The sequence below is a fragment of the Peribacillus sp. NPDC096622 genome (assembly GCF_044762665.1).
Classification (GTDB): Bacteria; Bacillota; Bacilli; order Bacillales; family DSM-1321; genus Peribacillus; species Peribacillus frigoritolerans_B.
Window position 1 is genome coordinate 13,681 of record NZ_JBIWES010000013.1, and the last position, 19,054, is coordinate 32,734.

15 protein-coding genes and 1 pseudogene are annotated in these 19,054 nt (G+C 37.9%); 2 read left to right on the plus strand and 14 right to left on the minus strand.

Annotated features, from left to right (window positions below):
* Window positions 1-314 precede the first annotated feature (314 nt).
* Complete coding sequence (locus tag ACIQYG_RS20390) at window positions 315-1,874, plus strand: restriction endonuclease (RefSeq protein WP_402841678.1); 1,560 nt, start codon at window positions 315-317, stop codon at window positions 1,872-1,874.
* A 323-nt stretch (window positions 1,875-2,197) separates the two neighbouring features.
* Here the strand turns inward: ACIQYG_RS20390 and ACIQYG_RS20395 are convergent, their stop codons facing one another.
* A complete protein-coding gene (locus ACIQYG_RS20395) occupies window positions 2,198-2,650 on the minus strand; it encodes a hypothetical protein (RefSeq protein WP_402841681.1) in 453 nt (150 codons plus the stop codon).
* Window positions 2,651-3,087: 437 nt separating this feature from the next.
* Here ACIQYG_RS20395 and ACIQYG_RS20400 point away from each other — a divergent pair, with 437 nt between their 5' ends.
* Window positions 3,088-3,432 carry a hypothetical protein gene (locus tag ACIQYG_RS20400; protein ID WP_402841684.1) on the plus strand — a complete coding sequence of 115 codons (345 nt, stop codon included), beginning with the start codon at window positions 3,088-3,090 and terminating at the stop codon, window positions 3,430-3,432.
* 463 nt (window positions 3,433-3,895) lie between these two features.
* On the opposite strand, the gene ACIQYG_RS20405 is transcribed toward ACIQYG_RS20400, so the two are convergent.
* The 13 genes and pseudogenes from ACIQYG_RS20405 to ACIQYG_RS20465 form a co-directional block, all read right to left on the minus strand.
* Entirely contained in the window at window positions 3,896-4,336 is a 441-nt protein-coding gene (locus tag ACIQYG_RS20405) for a tyrosine-type recombinase/integrase (protein ID WP_402841982.1), read from the minus strand.
* A 1,087-nt stretch (window positions 4,337-5,423) separates the two neighbouring features.
* Window positions 5,424-6,359 carry a sensor histidine kinase gene (locus tag ACIQYG_RS20410; protein WP_402841687.1) on the minus strand — a complete coding sequence of 312 codons (936 nt, stop codon included), beginning with the start codon at window positions 6,357-6,359 and terminating at the stop codon, window positions 5,424-5,426.
* A gap of 3 nt (window positions 6,360-6,362) precedes the next feature.
* The gene (locus ACIQYG_RS20415) at window positions 6,363-7,058 is read right to left on the minus strand and encodes a response regulator transcription factor (protein WP_402841690.1); all 696 of its coding nucleotides are present in this window, start codon (window positions 7,056-7,058) and stop codon (window positions 6,363-6,365) included.
* 1,257 nt (window positions 7,059-8,315) lie between these two features.
* A complete protein-coding gene (locus tag ACIQYG_RS20420) occupies window positions 8,316-9,293 on the minus strand; it encodes an NAD(P)H-dependent flavin oxidoreductase (RefSeq protein ID WP_402841693.1) in 978 nt (325 codons plus the stop codon).
* Window positions 9,294-9,365: 72 nt separating this feature from the next.
* Window positions 9,366-11,255 (minus strand): sigma-54-dependent Fis family transcriptional regulator, encoded by a 1,890-nt coding sequence (locus ACIQYG_RS20425; protein WP_402841696.1) that lies wholly within the window; start codon window positions 11,253-11,255, stop codon window positions 9,366-9,368.
* Between the two features lie 214 nt (window positions 11,256-11,469).
* Window positions 11,470-12,247: pseudogene (locus tag ACIQYG_RS20430) on the minus strand (acetoin reductase).
* A 19-nt stretch (window positions 12,248-12,266) separates the two neighbouring features.
* Window positions 12,267-13,649, minus strand: coding sequence for a dihydrolipoyl dehydrogenase (lpdA, locus tag ACIQYG_RS20435; RefSeq protein ID WP_402841699.1), 1,383 nt, complete (start codon window positions 13,647-13,649; stop codon window positions 12,267-12,269).
* Window positions 13,650-13,666: 17 nt separating this feature from the next.
* Window positions 13,667-14,887: a dihydrolipoamide acetyltransferase family protein gene (locus tag ACIQYG_RS20440; RefSeq protein WP_402841985.1), complete on the minus strand. Its 1,221-nt coding sequence runs from the start codon at window positions 14,885-14,887 to the stop codon at window positions 13,667-13,669.
* 106 nt (window positions 14,888-14,993) lie between these two features.
* Window positions 14,994-16,028, minus strand: a complete 1,035-nt coding sequence (locus ACIQYG_RS20445; RefSeq protein WP_402841701.1) for an alpha-ketoacid dehydrogenase subunit beta — start codon at window positions 16,026-16,028, stop codon at window positions 14,994-14,996.
* A 21-nt stretch (window positions 16,029-16,049) separates the two neighbouring features.
* Window positions 16,050-17,042: a thiamine pyrophosphate-dependent dehydrogenase E1 component subunit alpha gene (locus ACIQYG_RS20450; protein ID WP_402841704.1), complete on the minus strand. Its 993-nt coding sequence runs from the start codon at window positions 17,040-17,042 to the stop codon at window positions 16,050-16,052.
* A 326-nt stretch (window positions 17,043-17,368) separates the two neighbouring features.
* The gene (locus tag ACIQYG_RS20455; protein ID WP_402841706.1) at window positions 17,369-17,911 is read right to left on the minus strand and encodes an NADPH-dependent FMN reductase; all 543 of its coding nucleotides are present in this window, start codon (window positions 17,909-17,911) and stop codon (window positions 17,369-17,371) included.
* Between the two features lie 69 nt (window positions 17,912-17,980).
* The gene (locus ACIQYG_RS20460; RefSeq protein WP_402841709.1) at window positions 17,981-18,304 is read right to left on the minus strand and encodes an antibiotic biosynthesis monooxygenase family protein; all 324 of its coding nucleotides are present in this window, start codon (window positions 18,302-18,304) and stop codon (window positions 17,981-17,983) included.
* A 110-nt stretch (window positions 18,305-18,414) separates the two neighbouring features.
* A complete protein-coding gene (locus ACIQYG_RS20465) occupies window positions 18,415-19,008 on the minus strand; it encodes a TetR/AcrR family transcriptional regulator (protein ID WP_402841712.1) in 594 nt (197 codons plus the stop codon).
* Between the last annotated feature and the right edge of the window lie 46 nt (window positions 19,009-19,054).

The window sequence follows — 19,054 nt, forward strand, 5'->3', positions numbered from 1 at the left end:
GGCAACCTTTTCCTATGCAACTAAAGGGGCAGTATAGTTCTAGCGGAAATAGTACTTACGCGAAAGAATATATTGTAATATATCCATTTTCAGGTGTATATAATAATTTCATTTCTAATTTGCCAACTTTTCAAATAGTTACGGAAATGCATCTATACATTATTTGGATATGAGAATTATTTTAAGGTGGTTGTAACTGGGTGGAATCGATTTTTATTTTCCATGATTTTGGATTATTGTGTAATAATATTTAAAAATATCGTATAATCAGCCTATAATTGAATATTTCTATACGATTTTAATGGAGGATAAACGTGGCATATAACTATGAGACAACAATAAATAATTCATATTTAGGTCTTTCTAAGATAATAAAAGGTCAAACCCCAGCAGAGGTTACTATGAAAGCTCAAAATCAATTGGAAATCTGGAATAAGAGAGAACAAAGAGAACGTCAGAAAGAATTAATACAAGACATGAAACAACAGGCAGAATACGATAGCGAAAATGCTTTAAAGGAGATAAATAGTTATAAAAATATTTTAAATTATACCTTACAAGTAAATGATCAAGTTGATTGGGACAAATTATATGATAACGAAAACTTTAGCTCATTTGATGTGACTAAGAAGAGGTATGATATTCAAGACTTTAAGTTAAGATTAAAAATTCCTATGCCAACGTTCTGGGAAAGAATATTCCCTAAAATGAAAATGAAAAGACTTGAATTAGAGGAGCAAGCAAAGGTTCAATATGAGGAAGCCGTTCAAAAAGCTGATAGTGAGTATGAAGATGCACTTGTCATTTATAATAAAGAAAAAGAAGAATTCGATGTAGCAAAAGAAGATTACAATATAACGATAAAGGAATTCAAACAAAAATTTGAGGAAGGGGACAGTCAAGCAGTAGAAGATTATATTAGATTAGTATTAGAAAACTCCAGTTATCCAGATGCTATTACAAAAGAATTCAATGTCCAATATAACCCTGAGTCAGAGATAGGTATAATTGATTATGTTCTCCCACATCCATCAACTATACCCAACGTAATCGATTATAAGTTTATTCAAACAAGAAAAGAAATCGTATCTAAAGAAATGAAGAAAAAAGATTTTGAGGAATTTTATGAAGATATAATTTATCAATTAACACTTAGAACTATTCATGAATTGTTTGAATCTGTCTATAATGAAAAGGTACAAACGGTAGTTTTTAATGGGTGGGTACAAGGTATTGATTTGGCTACTGGTCAAGATTTTAATTCGTGTATTTTAAGTGTACAGACCACTAAAGAAGAGTTTGAAACCATTAATTTAGAAAGGGTCAACCCAAAGGAGTGTTTTAGGAATCTAAAAGGACTTTCATCTGGAGCGCTAAAAAATCTTGCACCTGTCAAACCTATATTGAAAATTAATCGTGAAGATTCAAGGTTTGTAGAGTCAAAAGATATATTAGCTGAAGCTAACTCCATTCCAAATCTTGCCGACATGGCTTGGGATGATTTTGAACATTTAGTAAGAGGACTTTTCGAAAAAATATTTGCCAAACATGGTGGAGAAGTAAAAGTCACCCAAGCTAGTCGTGATGGTGGTGTGGATGCCATTGCATTTGATCCTGATCCAATAAGAGGTGGCAAATTCGTAATCCAAGCCAAACGATATAACAAAGTCGTTTCTGTTTCGGCTGTTAGAGATTTGTATGGAACCATGATAAATGAAGGAGCAGTAAAAGGAATCCTTGTAACTACGAGTCATTATGGGAAAGATAGTTATGAATTTGTAAAAGATAAACCTATAACATTAATTGATGGTTCTAATCTTGTTCATTTATTTAATGAAGAAGGACATGAGGTAAGAATAGAAATAAAACGGTAATAACTATTTATTAAGTTAAATGACACTATGCACTTATGAAAAATAGCCCCCTGATTAAAGGGGGCTATTTTGTTTCTAAGATCAACGAATAACCTTAGGAGATGGAGAGGTTGTCTTCTTTTTAGGACCAAAGAATTAGCGCGAATTTTTTCATTAATGACTTTATATAGTAGCGGCTACCTAATGGGCGGCATCCGAAATTGTTACAATTATTTAGAACGAAATTATTTTTGTGTGCTTCACCCATTAAAATTCGTTAATAATATACATTCGATCATTTCATGTTTTTACTTTAATCAGGTTTTCCATGAAAATAACATGTTTTATGATTCTTTAAAACTGTTAAATTCTTCAATGGTGCCCAGTTCCATAGCAGCATATATTTGCAGAACCGCACGTTCATTTTCATTATTTACTTTAATCATTTGCACAGAAAAATGATTGTATATAAATTCTCTTGCTTCTGGAATTGTATTTAGTTCGGGATACTCATCTAATATCGTTAACTTATATGAAAGATTTGCTTGCTGTTTGGTGGTGGCTCTTAAATCAACACCTATGCGGGATGCCATGTTCCTTGAACGCCCCACATATACGGCTTTATTTTCGGTGTGATTGGATATAAGAAATACTCCCTCAATTGGGGTGGAGTCCTCCCCAAAAATACTTTTGATTTTCCCTTCTGTTAAATCTCTAATTTTGTATTTCGGTGCGGTTACTATATGGTTTAGTCGTTCTGATAATTTGCTATGTATTTCCTTGTAGGTGATTTTCATAATCCATCCCTCTTGTTATATATATGCATATCAAATATATCATGATATATTCTAAAAACTAATATTTTGTAAGAACTATTATTAAACAAAAATTTAATCTACTCCATTGGTGTTTATCCTAAAACACATACCTATTTCTTTTACTGGCAAGCTCTTTATTAGCCAACATAGGTATTAATTTAAAAGAATTTTTTTATGTCTAAGCAAAAGCAGAGCGATACTTTAAGGATAAGATAGACCATGAAAATATCCGTTGCAGGAAGTGTCGGTTAATTATAGGAAGAGAATTCAAACTAGGGGTTGTTGTTCCTAATGGATCTAATCTCCATAAAAACCTTGACTTTTTTGCCGCCCACACGATGTGTATCGACGAACGATTGAACGGACCAGTTGATACTTCTGATTAGGGAGATTTAGAAATAAGTGCACTAGCTTTTTTGGATGTAGAAAAAGATCTCATCAGCTTTAAAGGCGACCTAGATTCACATCTGAATATGATGGACGTTGAAGAAGTTAACGGCGAACTAAAAGTCTTACTTAAATACAAAAAGGCTGGAACGGGAAATAAAGAAATGCTAAATCAAGCAGCAATGATTCGATTTGAGGAAATTAATAATGTTGGTGGAACCATTAAATGTCCAATGTGTAAAAAAGTATTTAAGCAGGGGCATGAGAAATTTGTTGCTTTCATTCCAAATGGACCAAAAAAGAATGCAAATATCGAAATGGTCCATAATCATTGTGCAAAAAAACTAAGAAAACTTGTGGAAGGAAGAAAATAAATGAATATTTTTATTCCGTTACCTAAAAAAAAGAGGGCAATAAAAGAGGAATGTAGGAAACAGATTTTTTTAGCAGAAACACAAATGGAGAACATACTTACGAATCAGATTGTTATTTGTGCAATATGCGATAAAACGATTAGTGATCGTTTTAGGAGCGCTAGTCGGTTCAAAAAAGGTAGATCAGAAGTAAATTTGCATCCTGTACATATTGATTGTGTAAAGGAAAATGCCAACTTAACTGAAGTATTTGGGGGAGATAAGGATTATTATGATTTATCTAGTATAGATTTATTAATAATGTCAGAGATTGTAAATCATCTGACTGATTTAGAAAAAGAAGGTAAGCTACCAGATATTCCAAAAGAGACTTCGTCATTTGATATGCCTTCACCTGATACAATTGGTGATCCTTTTTATACAATGGTAGAAGTTATTTATGGGAAAATGACTGGTGGTGTCATTAATCAAATTCATAATGATGAACAACTGATATACCTTTATTTTTGTGCAATCCACGAAGATTTAAAGGCTTGTTTTTTTGATTATAAAAGATCGGTTCACTGTAATGTTTTTGCTGCTCCAAAAGGGTTTCTTGAAAATCTTGAAATAACGGTAAGACAATGGGATGAAGGGGGAGGAGGCGTTCTTTTCTCCCTTTTCCTCGAACTAAAATCGTTTTATTTTCTAAATTAACTTGCTCCCATGTTAAATCCACTAATTCTTGATGTCTCATTCCTGTTGTTGCGAGTAGTTTAAACATTAGTTCATTTCTAATTCTTTGCGGTCGCGGATCTTGTTCTAAATAGGCAAATAATTTGTGAAGCTCCTGTAAGGTCATATATTTAGGTAAATTCTTAGCGGCTTTAGGTGCTTGAATACCTGATGTGAAGTCAGACTTCATGTAATTTTCTTTTAAACAATATTTACTAAATGATTTTAAGCACGAAATGCGGCGTTGTAATGTTCTTGACTTAATACTATGATTGATGACCTGATCTTGCACAAACGACGGACACTGGACGATGTGAGTTCATCTAAGTCCAATGATCGGTTGTTAGCAGTTTAAAACTCACCGTAGAGTTTTAAATCGAATGCGTAACTAATTAAAGTGTCCAAGGAGTAATTTTTCTAAACTTCTAAGTACATGAGATAATCATCCGAAGCTTGAACGTAATTCATAATTCAGACCCCCTGGGAATTATTCGGTTTTGAGAACTAACCGACTTATAGGAAGAACCCTGATAGTTATCGGAAGCAGCATTGAATATTATAGTAAACTTGAACCAAGTTAGGGGACAATAATGAACCTTATAGGAACTTGAAGCTGAGACCACTTGGTACTATTATGTTTGTTTCTAGTTTACATAATATATATTATAGGAAGTTATATATTTAATACTCATTTTGTCTCATATCTTAAGAATACTTAACTTAGTGAGACAAAATGAAAATTTTTATATTTAATCATGGCTATTATTTATCAATAATAATCTTTTTATCTAATTACAGTAACATTTATGTAGTAAAAAATGTTTGATCAATTAGTTTGGGTTAAACATTGGCACAAAGAATTTCTTGGATTTAAGATTTATTTCAATACTTACTATGCTTGATTAATAAATAATGTGGGATAATACATATCAATGATTACTGATATGTATTATCCTTTACGTGTTTTAAATGTAGCTTTAAAATCCACTTTCAACAATAAAACCAATCCTTTATTCTACTTCTTAAGCAACTAACTTATAGATATTCCAGCGAATAGATTAGTACCGGTCTCCAATCAGTTTGTTACGAATTGCCAAAACTAAATATCCCCCACTCTGTCCACCATTTTAATCGAGAGATAAACGCTGACCACTCCTAATAAACATAGCACTGTGTTCACAATATTAGTATTAAGATTGACATTCAGTAGGTAAGAGAAAATATCAATCTCAAAGTTAAAAAAGAGCTGTTCAATTAGAACAGCTCTTAAAGAAGTTTTAATATGTTATTTGTTTAAATATACAAGTAAAGCTCGTTTTTTCATAAGGTTTACTGTATAAATGGATGGTACCCTTCATTTCTTCTGTTAAGCGTTTTGATATACTTAGACCCAACCCACTCCCTTGAAATTTTGGATTTCTGGCATCATCTAATGTATATAACCGGTCAAACACCCGATCTTGATGGATTTCTGAAATACCTTTACCTCTATCCCAAATCTCTACAGAAACAGCTCCATCACCCTCTCGAAGTGTTAATCCGAAGACCCCTCCATCACTGCCATATCGAATTGAATTTGAAATAAGGTTATTAAATATACGATTTAAGGCGTCCTCATTACCTAAGATGTAAAGATGCTGATCTGGGATATCAACTTCTACGTGAAGTCCTTTTGCGAGCAGTAAATCATAAAACTCCAATACATTTTTTCTGCAAACTTCATTAAGTGATAGTTTACTTAAAGGAATCACATAATCATCTGATTCTATTTTTACCAGATCAAAAAACTGATTAAGTAAACCAGTCAAGTTCAATACTTTTTCATGCAGCCTTATCATTAATACCTTCTTTTCATTTTCAGTCATCACTTCATTCAGTTTCACTTTTTCTACATAACCTAAAATAACCGTAAGTGGTGTTTTTAAATCATGAGACATATTGGATATTAATTTCCTTAAGCTATCTTTTGTTTTTACATAATCCGCACTAACTTTTTGGTTGAAATCCAATAGCCTGTTTATTTGAATGAGTAATTGCTGAATGGCTTGCTGATCGGTTCGTATTAATACTTTTTCGGATGTTTCGTGTTTGATGATATTGCTTAATTTCCCACTTATTTCATAAAGGTTTTGCTTAAGTTTTCTTCGAGACAAATGCTGGAAGATGTTAATGATTACTAAAAAAATAATCATTGCACAAAGAAAGATTACCATGAGCTACACACCTAATTTATAACCTATCCCCCATATCGTTCTAATATAATGTGGGTTGGATGGATCCTTTTCAATTTTTTCACGAAGTCTTCTTATATGTACGTTAATGACATTTTCATTCCCGTAATAATCATCTTCCCAAATAAAGTGATATATTTGTTCCTTTGTAAATACTCTGCTTCGATTGGTCATAAACAACTTTAATATATGAAACTCCTTTGATGTCAGTTGAACAGTTCTCCCTCTAACATTTGCAGAAAATGAATTTAAGTCAAGGGTGAGCTCTCCATATTGAAGAATATTTTGGGTGGAGTTGCTTTCGAATGGATGATATTGCGTTGCCCTGCGAATAGCAGCATGAACTCTAGCTGTTAATTCAATCATCGAAAATGGCTTGCTTATATAATCATCGGCGCCAAATCCAAGCCCAAGAGCTTTGTCGAGATCACTTCCTTTTGCAGAAATAATTAATACAGGAACCATGCTCGTTTCTCTTATTTTTTTCAATAAATCCATACCATTCAATTTAGGAATCATTAAGTCAAGGAGGATTAAGTCAGTTTCTTTATCATGAAAGAGAGCTAGTGCCTTTTCCCCGTCAAATGCGGCATGTACTGTAAAATTCTCCTGCAAAAGGGCACTTTCTATTAATTGACTAATTTCTACGTCATCCTCAATTAGCAGAATGCTCTTCTGCATACTTCCACATCCTTCAATGTTTTGAATTGTAAATGTAATTTTTTCTTTTATTTATACAAAATAAATTCATTTTCCATTTCCTTTTTTTTGAACCCTAATTTATCTGCTAATTGTTAACATATTTCGTTTTCGGTCATTTTTATGATATAAGTTGGATTATTCAATTAGAATTTATCATCCTTAGTCATTTCACTCTAAGGATCTCTACTTGCAAATGATTGCCTCACCTATAAAAAAGCCGCTATGGTAAGTGCCCCACTAATCTTTTTCTTCATATTACTTCCCCCTTTCCTTTCCTAAAGACCTATTCAAAGCGTTATCTAATAATTCTGTAGTAATCTCAATTAATCCTGCTTACCTTACATGATTTACCAATTTAATTATGCTGATATATGAATTAAATGGATAAATGAGAAAAATTACGGGTTAACACTTCTAATTAATTATTTAAATATAATTTTATCCAATGACAATTCAAGAAGTTTTTATCATGAAAGTTCCGCTTTCTACTTAAAATAGATGAAAGATCCGCTATTTTGCCACATAATCTCCTATAAGCCTTCTTAATTAAACTCATAGCAGGCTACAGGATGAATAACCTTTAATAAATGTTTAAACCTTAATGATGCACAATCCGCGATTGAGTATTGATGTACCATGACAAGCATTTACCGCTTTCAAATGTGCAACAAACATGCAGTGAATCAATAGGAAGCTGCCAAGGGTTATAAGGCAAACCTTCAAATCAAATTTGTTAAGAAACACACCTACTTTCAGCAATCAGTTTCTGTTTATCTTGAGTGCAATTCATTTATATGTAAAATCGTAAAAGTAGCTTTTTACATTTTATAAAAAGAGATTGAAAGGTTTCAGTAATTAAAAATGCCAGATGACATTACAATGGTTTTAAGATCTAAAGCTTCGTTTGATTAAGCGGAATAATAAGAGTTATGTAAACACTAATCACGAAATGTTAATTACCTTTTTCTTTGTTTTTTTACATATGAAAGTCTTTATTAAGAAGTTGCTTAAAGTTAGTTAACAAGTAATTGATGGGATATGTATCTTTTTTTCTGTCTTGAATTGGCCCTTCGCGTTAAAGTTGCGAATAAACCAGATTTCCCTTCACCCTTCTGTTATAAATAACGGTAATGCATTTTTGAAAAAGCCTATTCTTGACCACCTATGAAACTTTATGTCTAATAGATAAAAAAAGGAACACGAAATCACAATTGATCGCATGTTCCTATAGGTTATTTATGTTCGAATGGATTCGATACGGCTTTGGATGAATTCGAACGAGGTTTTTGCTTCTTGGACTATTTGTTTTATCAGTTCATTGACGGTCAATACTTCTTTTATGAGTCCTACGGATTGACCGCATGACCAGATGCCTCCGTCTAAATTTCCTTCAAAGTATACTTTCTTGCTTCTTTGTCCCGAAATTAGCGGTATCAATTCCTCTATAGTGGCACCTTCATTTTCAAGTTTGTCCACTTCTTTACTGACTGCATTTAATGCTACACGCGACGGACTGCCTATATTCCGTTGGATGACGACCGTATCCGTTTCATTGGCCGATACCATCCACTGCTTCACGTTATCATGAATCGGTGCTTCTTGCGTGGCCATAAAGCGAGTCCCCATGACTATACCTTCAGCACCGAGTGACAAGGCACTGATAAGGCCCCTGCCATCCGAAAATCCCCCGCCTGCTATTACTGGTATATTAACAGAGTCAATGGCTCTAGGGAGCATAACAAGCGTTCCTACATCCCCCATGCCTGGATGTCCGCCTGTTTCATTCCCTACAATAATAATGGCATCGACTCCTAATTTCTCTGCCGATATTGCGTTTTTGACGTTCGCTACCTTATGTATCACGGTAAAGCCGTGCTCTTTAAGTCTGGGCATTAAACTTTCCGGGCTTCGGCCACTCGTTTCAACAATTTTTACATTTTCGTCAATCAAAATATCGATGAACTGATCATTCGGGGTTGCAGTTTGACTTGGAAACAGGTTCAGGTTGACAGCAAAGGGTTTCTTGGTCAAAGTTTTCACTTTGCGGATTTCATCACGGAGACCTTCTGGTGTCACCTGTGTTTTCGAAGTGATGATGCCAAGTCCCCCCGCTTCCGAAACAGCAGCTGCAAGCGGTGCTCGGCCAACTTGAAACATCCCGCCGCAAATGATCGGATATTCAATCCCCAATAATTCAGTAATTCTCGTTTTCATTTGCCATACCCCTTTCATTTTTCATCGATTTCCATAAATCTACTCTTCTTGCATAATGTACACACGTCATGTCTATATACCATACTTATGGAGCCGCTTGTAAAATGTACTTCTTGGTATATCCATCAATTTTGCTGCAGCAGTGACATTTCCTCTTGATTTTTGTAATGCCTCTATCATTAGATCCCGTTGAATTTTTTCGCGGATCGTCAGTTCATTTCCCTTGATGCCTTTTTTACCACCAGGTTCCTCCCATGAAGGGAAATCATCATGCCGTGTAACGGGTTGTGAATGCATGGAATTCAAGACTTTACCATAATCCAGAGGTCCTTCTGCAAGTAAGATGGTCAATCGCTGAAGTACGTTCTGCAGTTCTCTAATATTGCCTGGCCAATTATAATCCTTTAAACGAATCAATAATTCTTCTGTTAACGGAATATTCCAATTATTCTTCGAACACAGATAGTTGACCAGATAAGGAATGTCTTCAATCCTTTCCCTTAATGGAGGTACATGAATGGGGTAAACGTTCAACCGATAGTATAAATCAGTACGAAAGGACCCCTCTTTGACAAGCGCTTCAAGATTACGGTGTGTTGCAGTGATAATGCGAATATCCAATGATATGCTTTTTGTGCCGCCGACCGGAACGATTTTTCTTTCCTGAAGAACACGCAGTAAGGCGACTTGCATCGCTGAAGGGATTTCACCGATTTCATCGAGAAAAATGGTCCCTCCATTTGCCTGCTCGAACTTCCCTTTGTGCCCTTGCCGTTTAGCCCCTGTAAAAGCGCCATCTACATACCCGAATAATTCACTTTCCATTAAATCTTTAGGTATGGCTCCGCAATTTATCGTGACGAACGGTCCTTTTTTGCGCATGCTATTTTCATGAATGGCATGCGCAATAAGCTCTTTCCCGACACCCGTTTCACCGGATATATACACATTTGCTTCTGTCGGTGCAACAAGCTTCACTTTACGTAATGTGTTATGAAAGGATTCACTAATCCCTTTTTCCCCTTTGAATGCAAATCTTTCTGAAGGCAGTGAAGCAGCAAAAAGCCTATTGGTTTCATGACCATGATTCTCTGATAAGAATAAACACTTACCGTAAACCCTATTATCCTCTTTGGATAGAAGCGGATTTTCCTTTATGATTCGATATCCATGATTTAACAGATCGGCCAACGCCATACCAATGGATTGAGGAATCTTTTTGCGAACCTGTTTACTGGCGGAGATTATCATTTCTTTATGATTACAGACGATAAAAGACAAATCTGGATAGGTTTCTGCAACTTCTATCGCGTGCTGGGTCAGTGCCAGCTCCTTTTTATAGGAACGCATTCCCATTTCCTGTTCGATCGTATACGCCAAATTGGCTACCATACCCAGCATGGAGGGATGGAAATATTCTACTGGACATGATATATCCAAAACTCCCAATATCTTACCGTCTTCATTTAATATGGGGATTGCAGAGCAACTCCATTTGTGTGAGGCAATTGAATAGTGTTCGGTACCTTGGATCATTACGGCTTCACCCGTTTTCAAAGCTGTTCCAATTGCGTTCGTTCCGACCTCACCCTCCGTCCAGCATACGCCCTCCACAAAATTTATTTTGCCTGCCTCATCGAGGATTTTCTCGTTTCCGGAAAGTGAAAGGACATATCCATCCGGATCGACCAATAAAGCCATCATTCCAGATTCTTTTATCGATTGATTCATTCTGGATAATTGGGGTGATGCCACTTCTAAAAGGAAGGAGTTTTTTTCTCTTTGAATGTCCAATAAATCATTCGTTAAAATGTGTTTGCCTTTATTAAGGTATGGGTTGACTTGATCTTTCTTGCATCGATACCAGGATTCCAATATTCGCTTGTTCAGACGATTTGAATCGAGAACCCCTTCACTGACAAAGCGTTCCCATGTACGTAGATAACAACTGGTGGATAGCATATAATCCTCCTCTAATCATTTGGTTTAAACCTTCATTTGACCAGTCAATCTAGAGGAAAAATACCTTGGAGTAAAAAAAATAGGATGTTAATCGAGGTCTTTTTAATTATAGTAGATTATGTATTCGCTTACAATATATAGATTGAGTTTACAAAAAAAGCATCATGTGATCATTCACATGATGCTTCTCCATCGAATAATTTAATGCGTTAGTTTATGAAAAAATAACCCCTCCATCAATCATGATGGATTGTCCTGTCATATAATCCGAATCCGGTGAAGCAAGGTAAGATACGAATTTAGCAACATCTTCTGGGGTTTCAGAGCGTCCTAAGGTTATGGAATTCCGTGAACTTTTTAAATGTTTCCCCTTTAGTAAGATTCATATATTGGCCCATTTTTTCATCGATCAAATCCCACATTTGCGTCCCGACAATTCCTGGACAGTAAGCATTCACCGTAATGCCAAACTGGGCCAATTCCTGTGCTGCCGCTTGTGTAATTCCTCTAACGGCAAATTTTGTGGCCGAGTATGTACCTAGTAAACTGAAACCTTTATAACTGGCTATGCTGGCAGCACTTATGATTTTCCCGCCTTCTTGCTTTTTCATTTGTTCAGCCGCGGCTTGCAGGCAAAAGAGGACACCATTCACATTTATATTGAAAATCTGTTCCAGATCTTCTTGAGTTACTTCCAATATAGGCTTTATTTGAGCAATTCCTGCATTTGAAACCATAACATCCAATTGTCCAAAACTTTCCACAACTTGATTCACCATTTCGAATACTTCCCGTCTATTACTTACATCCGCTTTAACGGCAAAGCTTTCACGTCCAAGTTCCCTTATCTCATTCACGACCGATTCAGCCGTATCCAGATTGACGTCATTAATGACCACATTCAATCCATCTTGAGCTAATCTTATTGCAATGGCACGTCCGATACCACGACCTGCACCAGTGACTATCGCCGTCCGTTGACCGCTAGCCATACAAATTCCCCCTTCAGTTTTAGCAATGCACAGCTTGACCTACAACATTTAAAAGAGCTTCATGTATGGATTCCGACAAGGTTGGATGCGCCGCTACTAAATCTTCCATCATATCTGCCGTTATTTCTGCATGCAGCATGATCGTTCCTTGACCAATCAATTCTGTTGCATGCTGACCAACAATGGAAAAACCTAAAATTTCATTATATTGTGGGTTCACTAGGACTTTGACCTTTCCTGCTGGTTTATTGGAAAGGACAGCTTTCCCGCTTGCCGAAAAAGCGAATTCACCAACTTTAATTTCGCCATATTTTTGACGCGCTTCTTTTTCGGTCAAGCCTACACTAGCAATCTCCGGGGAAGTATAAATGCAGCGAGGGATTGCCCGGTAATTAACTTGTGCAAATTGACCGCAGGCATTCAGGGCCGCCACCCGTCCTTCATGAAAAGCAACATGGGCAAGTTGTATACCGCCTATCACATCACCACAGGCATAAATCGATGGATTGCTTGTTTGCATTCGATCATCCACCGAGATGCCAAGTCGGGAAAAGTCAATATCGTTTTCTTCAAGGCCCATTTCATTCACTCTTGGTTTTCTTCCTATTGATACGAGTACGTAATCAGCATGCATTTCTTCCAATTCGCCAGCGCTATTCTCCAAAAATACCGTCTTACTGGCTGCATTGATGTTTTTGACAGCTGTGGAGATATGGACTGTAACGCCTTGGTTCTTCAATTCGCCATGCAGAATGCTCGTGATATCATCATCTTCCCCTGGAAGCAGCTTTTCCCCCATTTCGATAACGGTAACCTTGGTGCCCATCCTGCTATAAATGCTGGCAAATTCACATCCGATGACGCCGCCTCCGACAATTAGCAGCGAATCGGGAATGGAAGGCAGTGACATGGCATGGCCACTGTGGATGATCCAATCACCATCAAACGGCGCAAAAGGTAATGGAATCGGTTCTGACCCCGTTGAAATGATGATCTTACTTGCTTCAATCACTTCATTTTCATTTCCGTTCTCGATCAGCAGTCGATCGTTTGAAAGGATGGAAGCTCTGCCCTGAATGACTTTTATTTTATTCTTACTCATTAAATATCGGATGCCGTTCACTAGTTTAAATATGACATCTCTTTTTCGTTCCTGTACGGTATCCCAATCGACTTCAATCGAATTGGAATGAAGTCGAATTCCCATTTCCCCGGCATGTTTCACCAAATCATACGTATCGGCACTATTCAATAATGACTTCGTTGGCATGCAGCCTTCGTTTAAACAGGTACCCCCCAATGGCCCATCGACTACCAGTATGACCTCCTTATCCTGCTGGGCAGCAGTGATTGCCGCTACATACCCTGCAGGACCTCCGCCTATAATAGCTATACGATTCAAGAACTTTCCCTCCTTTTCTATAAAATCACGGTGATCGGCTCTTCTAAATACCGTTTTAGTGTTTGTAAAAAGGCAGCAGCGGGTGCCCCGTCCAGTACACGGTGATCAAACGTTAAACTGAGTGGCAAGATCGTTCTTCTCTCCAATTCTTCGTCAATATAAATTGGGGTATCGTAAGCAGAGCCAATTCCAAGTATCCCCGTTTCCGGTGTATTGAGAATGGGTGTAAAGTGCTCAACGCCATATGCCCCGAGGTTACTGATTGTAAAAGTGGATCCTTGCATGTCTTCAATAGGCAATTGACCGTCACGTGCACACCGGGCCAATTCCTTACCCTTATTCGATAACTGTCTTAGCGTACAATTTTCGGCATTTCTAATGACGGGAACAACGAGTCCATTCTCCAAGGCCACCGCTAATCCAAGATGGATATGCTCATACAAAATGATTTTATCTTCAATATAGGCACTATTCATTTTAGGATGCTCCTTAAGTGAAAGCACGACAGCCTTGGCAACAAAGTCCGTTATAGTCAATTTAGTTGATTCATGTTTTTGTAGCGTTTCTGTAGCCTGTTTTTGCAAAATGACTAGATCAGTGACATCAACTTTCATCGTTAGAGTTAATTGGGCACTGCTTTGCAAGCTCTCCTTCATACGTTTAGCGATGATGTTCCTCATGCCCGTAACAGGAATCTGCTGCGGACTCTCTAAAGAAGGTTGTGGCGGAACTATACTTTCTCCTGTATTTACCTGCATGGAATCCCTTTTCACAATTACTTTCTGTACATCTTCTTTAGTGATTCTTCCTCCGGGCCCGGTGCCTTGAATCTTCTCAATGTCAAGATTCGCTGCCTGTGCCATTTTTCGTGCAACCGGGGTGATCATCAAACGATCTCCCATTGGCAAAGTGTGGGACTCTTTTGTTTTCAGCTTTTCTTGTTCATCAATTTTCAACTGAGTTCCTTCAGCAACAGGTTCATCGGTCTTTATTTTTTCATTCGGATTACCGATATAACAGATAACGGTTCCTGGAGGTACTCCTTGTCCTTCTTGAACAGCTATATTCAGAATCGTACCTTCCGCTGGAGATTCAATATCCATTTCTATTTTCTCTGAATTGATGCTGGCTATTGCTTCACCTTTTTGGACTGGATCCCCAACAGCCTTACTCCACATCGATACAGTACCTTCTTTCATTGCCATGCCCAATTTCGGCATTACCACTTCGACCGCCATATTTTTTTCTCCCTTCAGATTGGTTTGTTTGTCCATCATTGGATTTGTTGCTCCAACTTTTGCAGTTCTATGCGAAAAAGCTGGAGCATGCATCATATCGATTTAATTACACCCCAAGAATGGAAGGCTCCCCCAATAATTCTGAAACGGCTTGTATCACTTTTTCTGATGTTGGAAGGTAAATATCTTCAAGCGGTGGAGAAAAAGGTACGGGTGTATGCGGTGCCGTAATCCTCTTAATTGGCGCATCGAGCGTGTCAAATCCCTTATCCGCCACCAGTGCGGCAATATCCGTTGCGATGCTGCATCTTGGGTTCGCTTCATCGATCACAATCAAACGATTTGTTTTTCCCACAGAGGAGAGAATCGATTCTTCATCCAGTGGTGACAAGCTCCGCGGGTCGACAATTTCAACTTCAATGCCTTTAGCTGTGAGTTTTTCAGCAGCCTCCATCGCTGTGTGAACTTGTTTACCGATGGCAACGATAGTCAAATCCGAGCCTTTCCTTTTCATTTCAGCTTTGCCGATTGGGATTGTATAGTAGCCTTCCGGAACCTCTCCCACCATGTTGTATAGCGTTTTATCTTCAAAAAAGATGACAGGATCATTATCTTCAATGGCTGAAAGTAAAAGCCCTTTTGCGTCATAGGGGGATGAGGGAACGACCACCTTCAATCCAGGAATGCTGGTGAACAAGGCATAAAGGCTTTGTGAATGCTGAGCTGCAGCCCTAAACCCTGCACCATGCATCGTACGGATCGTCACGGGAACCTGTGCTTTTCCCCCGAACATATAGCGGAACTTCGCACCTTGATTCAATACTTCATCCAAACAGCTGCCAATGAAATCGTTGAACATTAACTCGGCAATCGGTCGTAATCCTGTCGAAGCGGCTGCCATGGCCGCTCCCATATATCCTGCTTCCGCAATGGGTGTATCGAGGATTCTATCCCGGCCAAACTCTTGAACCAATCCTTTTGTGACACCCAAAACACCACCCCATGCTTCGTCATCCTGCAAATGATCAACTTCTGCACCGCCGGCTACATCCTCCCCCATAAGGATGACATTTTCGTCTTTTCTCATTGCCATGGCCATTGCTTCATTTATTGCCTGCGACATACTGATTTTTCTGCTCATCTCAATTCCTCCTTTTATAGTTTAATAGGATACATAAACATCGTTTAATAAATCGGACGCTTCTGGATATGGGCTATCTTCACTGAACTTAACTGCTTGTTTAATAGATTCCTCAACGGCATTCTCGAGAGAAATCAGTTCTTTTTCCGCCAGCAGATTCTGATTCAGTAAGTAACTCCTGAATAGGGCAATCGCATCTTTCTCTTGTTTATGCTCCTTTTTTTCTTGTTCCTTTTTATATTTCTGTGCATCTCCCTCGAAGTGTCCATAATTACGATAAGTAACACATTCGATCAATGATGGGCCTTCTCCCCTGCGAGCCCTCTGAACGGCTTCTTCAGCAGCCTTATACACAGCCAATACATCTTTCCCATCCACCCGGACACCCGGGATATTGTAGCTTATCGCCCGGTCGGCTATCGTTTTACAGCTAGAAGCATAGTTGAAAGGGGTGGCTTCCCCATACCCATTATTTTCAGCGATGAATATTACGGGTAGCTTCCAGATTGCCGCCAGATTTATCCCTTCATGGAATGTCCCATGATTGTTGGCTCCATCACCAAAAAAACAAACACTAACATGATCGGTCTTTTTATATTTGGCAGTTAATGCTGCACCGCATGCCAGCGGAAAGCCTCCACCGACTATCCCGTTCGCACCTAACATCCCTTTATCCAAATCGGCAATATGCATGGAACCGCCTTTTCCCTTGCAAAGCCCTGTCACTTTCCCATAAATTTCAGCCATCATCCCGTTTAGGTCGCATTCTTTGGCAATACAGTGGCCATGACCCCTGTGAGTGCTTGTAATGCTGTCCTTTTCGGATAGGTGGGCACATACACCTACAGCCACCGCTTCTTCCCCAGCATACAAATGGACAAACCCTGGTAAAATTCCCTTTGCAAAAGATTCATGAACTTGGTCTTCGAATTTTCTGATCTCCAGCATTTTTTTGTACATCCAATAAGCCTTGTCCTGTGATAACTTTATTTCATTCGATTGAACCGTTTCCATTTTTCAGCCCCCAATCAGTAATAGCGAGTCAATCTTATATAGTGCAATTGCCGTGCCAAAATGGGAGGCGTTAAAATTAGGACTTTATCTATTTTCAGTCGAAAAAAAACGAGACAAAATGAGATTACTGTCTCGTTTTGTCTCGTTTTGTTTAAAATATACTATCCCAATTCACTTATCACTGAAGTTCAAAGATGGTTTGAATATGGAAGCAGCCTCCTTAAGGAAAAAGCTCTTTATGCACCATTTATATGAGTGTTAGTAATAACTATCAAGAATATTGTTAATAAATTAGAGGGAAGGACAAAGCTAGTAAACTATCAAGCTTATCGTAATCTTTTTAAGGCACCGCTCCAGGCAATCGTTTGATCTAACATTGCATTGACATTGTCAAGGTGTAAATCAGCTGGTTTAAACGTCTTGAAGTTTTCAAAATCTGTAAATAGTGATAATGTTGGATTTACCCGAACATCCGCAACTAGTAATTCCCCTAAGATGCCACGCAAATGTTCGGCTGCACGAGCTCCGCCAGTTGAACCATAGCTCACAATGCCTGCAGCTTTGTTGTTCCATTCATCACGTGCGGAATCAAGTGCGTTTTTTAATGCCCCTGTAATGCTATGATTGTATTCTTGTACGATAAACACAAAACCATCCAAGCTAGAGAGTTTTTCTGACCAAGCTAATATTCCTGGTTCTTTACCAGAACCTTCTCCAACAAATGGCAAGTTAAAGGCTGCAATATCGACGATTTCGTAATTCGCATCTTCTCGTTTATCAGCTATTTCTTTTACCCACTTTCCCACTTGTGGGCTAACGCGTCCTTTGCGTGTGCTTCCTAAGATAATTCCAATCTTTAATTTTTCCAATGTTTTCTCCTCCTTGTTAATGACAAACAAATAATTTGTTTAAAATAAAAACCTTATAATTTAATGGATTCACAAATTTTCAATCTCTTCCACTAACGTGTAGTACCCACCTTCTGTATCTTCAATGAGATGGTTTATTTTGTTAAGGTGTTCTCGGAATTCACTTTTTTCTAACCAATTTTCATGAAAATCAATACTCTCAAAGGTAGTTACCATAATCGCCTTGTTATTATCAACAGAACGATGCCAACGGCTGCTGATCCAACCTGGAACACCTTGAGATCCCTTCTTAAAATTGAGTAGTTCTTCAGTTTGGATAGCAACCAATTCATCTAGTTTGCCTGGTTTAGCTGTAAATACATTAATCCATACTATTGCATTGCTTGATTTCATATTCATAATCTCCTGTCATTTAATCTATTTTTTTCAGTTCATTAAAAATTGGCATTTCCTTTCACCATCAAAGTGTGTTAGTACTGACTGTCATTATTCTTCATGTAAAACTAGGGAGTTAAAGCCCTAGTAAATGTTTGCACACTCTCCGTTATAAATGCCTCAAGGGACACGGTTGGATAGTTTTCATCGGCATCCAGGTTGTTCATAAAGGCACCAAAATTCATCATCATGAACGACAACGCCTGAAGCTCTGGGTCTGTGTGAATAAGCTTTCCTTTTTCATGCATCGTGTTAAAATAGTTTGTCAAAATTCCCAGTAACTGTCGGGGGTGCTCTTGTGTTTTTTCTCGAAACCCAGGTAAATTACCTTCCTCCTTGATACTTATCATAATCATTTTCCGGTTACGATTCATGATTTCATGATATGTTCGACTGATCAGTTGTAAGTCTGAATGTAAATCCCATACGATTTGTTTTTCTTTAAAAAGATTTGTCATCTCTTCGGCATAATGATATCGGTCAAATGCCGTTTCTAGAAGATTTTGCTTGGTTCCAAACCGACGAAATAGTGTTTTTTCACTCAAACCTGCGGCACCGGCAATTTCCTGAGTAGAAACACCATTGTACCCTTTCTCTGCTATTAGATCGATTGCCGCCAACAGCAGCTTATCATCGGTACTTAGCTTCTTACTGCTACTCATGTTCTCACTCCCTAAAAACAGACTGTCAGTACTTACTGACTTCTCA

Bases quoted from the DNA above. Each gene is read 5' to 3' on its own strand.
- ACIQYG_RS20395 (WP_402841681.1), bottom strand. From the start codon at position 2,650: ATGAAAATCACCTACAAGGAAATACATAGCAAATTATCAGAACGACTA.
- ACIQYG_RS20415 (WP_402841690.1), bottom strand. From the start codon at position 7,058: ATGCAGAAGAGCATTCTGCTAATTGAGGATGACGTAGAAATTAGTCAA.
- ACIQYG_RS20425 (WP_402841696.1), bottom strand. From the start codon at position 11,255: ATGCTATCCACCAGTTGTTATCTACGTACATGGGAACGCTTTGTCAGT.
- ACIQYG_RS20420 (WP_402841693.1), bottom strand. From the start codon at position 9,293: ATGAAAACGAGAATTACTGAATTATTGGGGATTGAATATCCGATCATT.
- ACIQYG_RS20445 (WP_402841701.1), bottom strand. From the start codon at position 16,028: ATGAGCAGAAAAATCAGTATGTCGCAGGCAATAAATGAAGCAATGGCC.
- ACIQYG_RS20460 (WP_402841709.1), bottom strand. From the start codon at position 18,304: ATGAAATCAAGCAATGCAATAGTATGGATTAATGTATTTACAGCTAAA.
- ACIQYG_RS20440 (WP_402841985.1), bottom strand. From the start codon at position 14,887: ATGGCGGTCGAAGTGGTAATGCCGAAATTGGGCATGGCAATGAAAGAA.
- ACIQYG_RS20405 (WP_402841982.1), bottom strand. From the start codon at position 4,336: ATGAAGTCTGACTTCACATCAGGTATTCAAGCACCTAAAGCCGCTAAG.
- ACIQYG_RS20465 (WP_402841712.1), bottom strand. From the start codon at position 19,008: ATGAGTAGCAGTAAGAAGCTAAGTACCGATGATAAGCTGCTGTTGGCG.
- ACIQYG_RS20450 (WP_402841704.1), bottom strand. From the start codon at position 17,042: ATGGAAACGGTTCAATCGAATGAAATAAAGTTATCACAGGACAAGGCT.
- ACIQYG_RS20410 (WP_402841687.1), bottom strand. From the start codon at position 6,359: ATGGTAATCTTTCTTTGTGCAATGATTATTTTTTTAGTAATCATTAAC.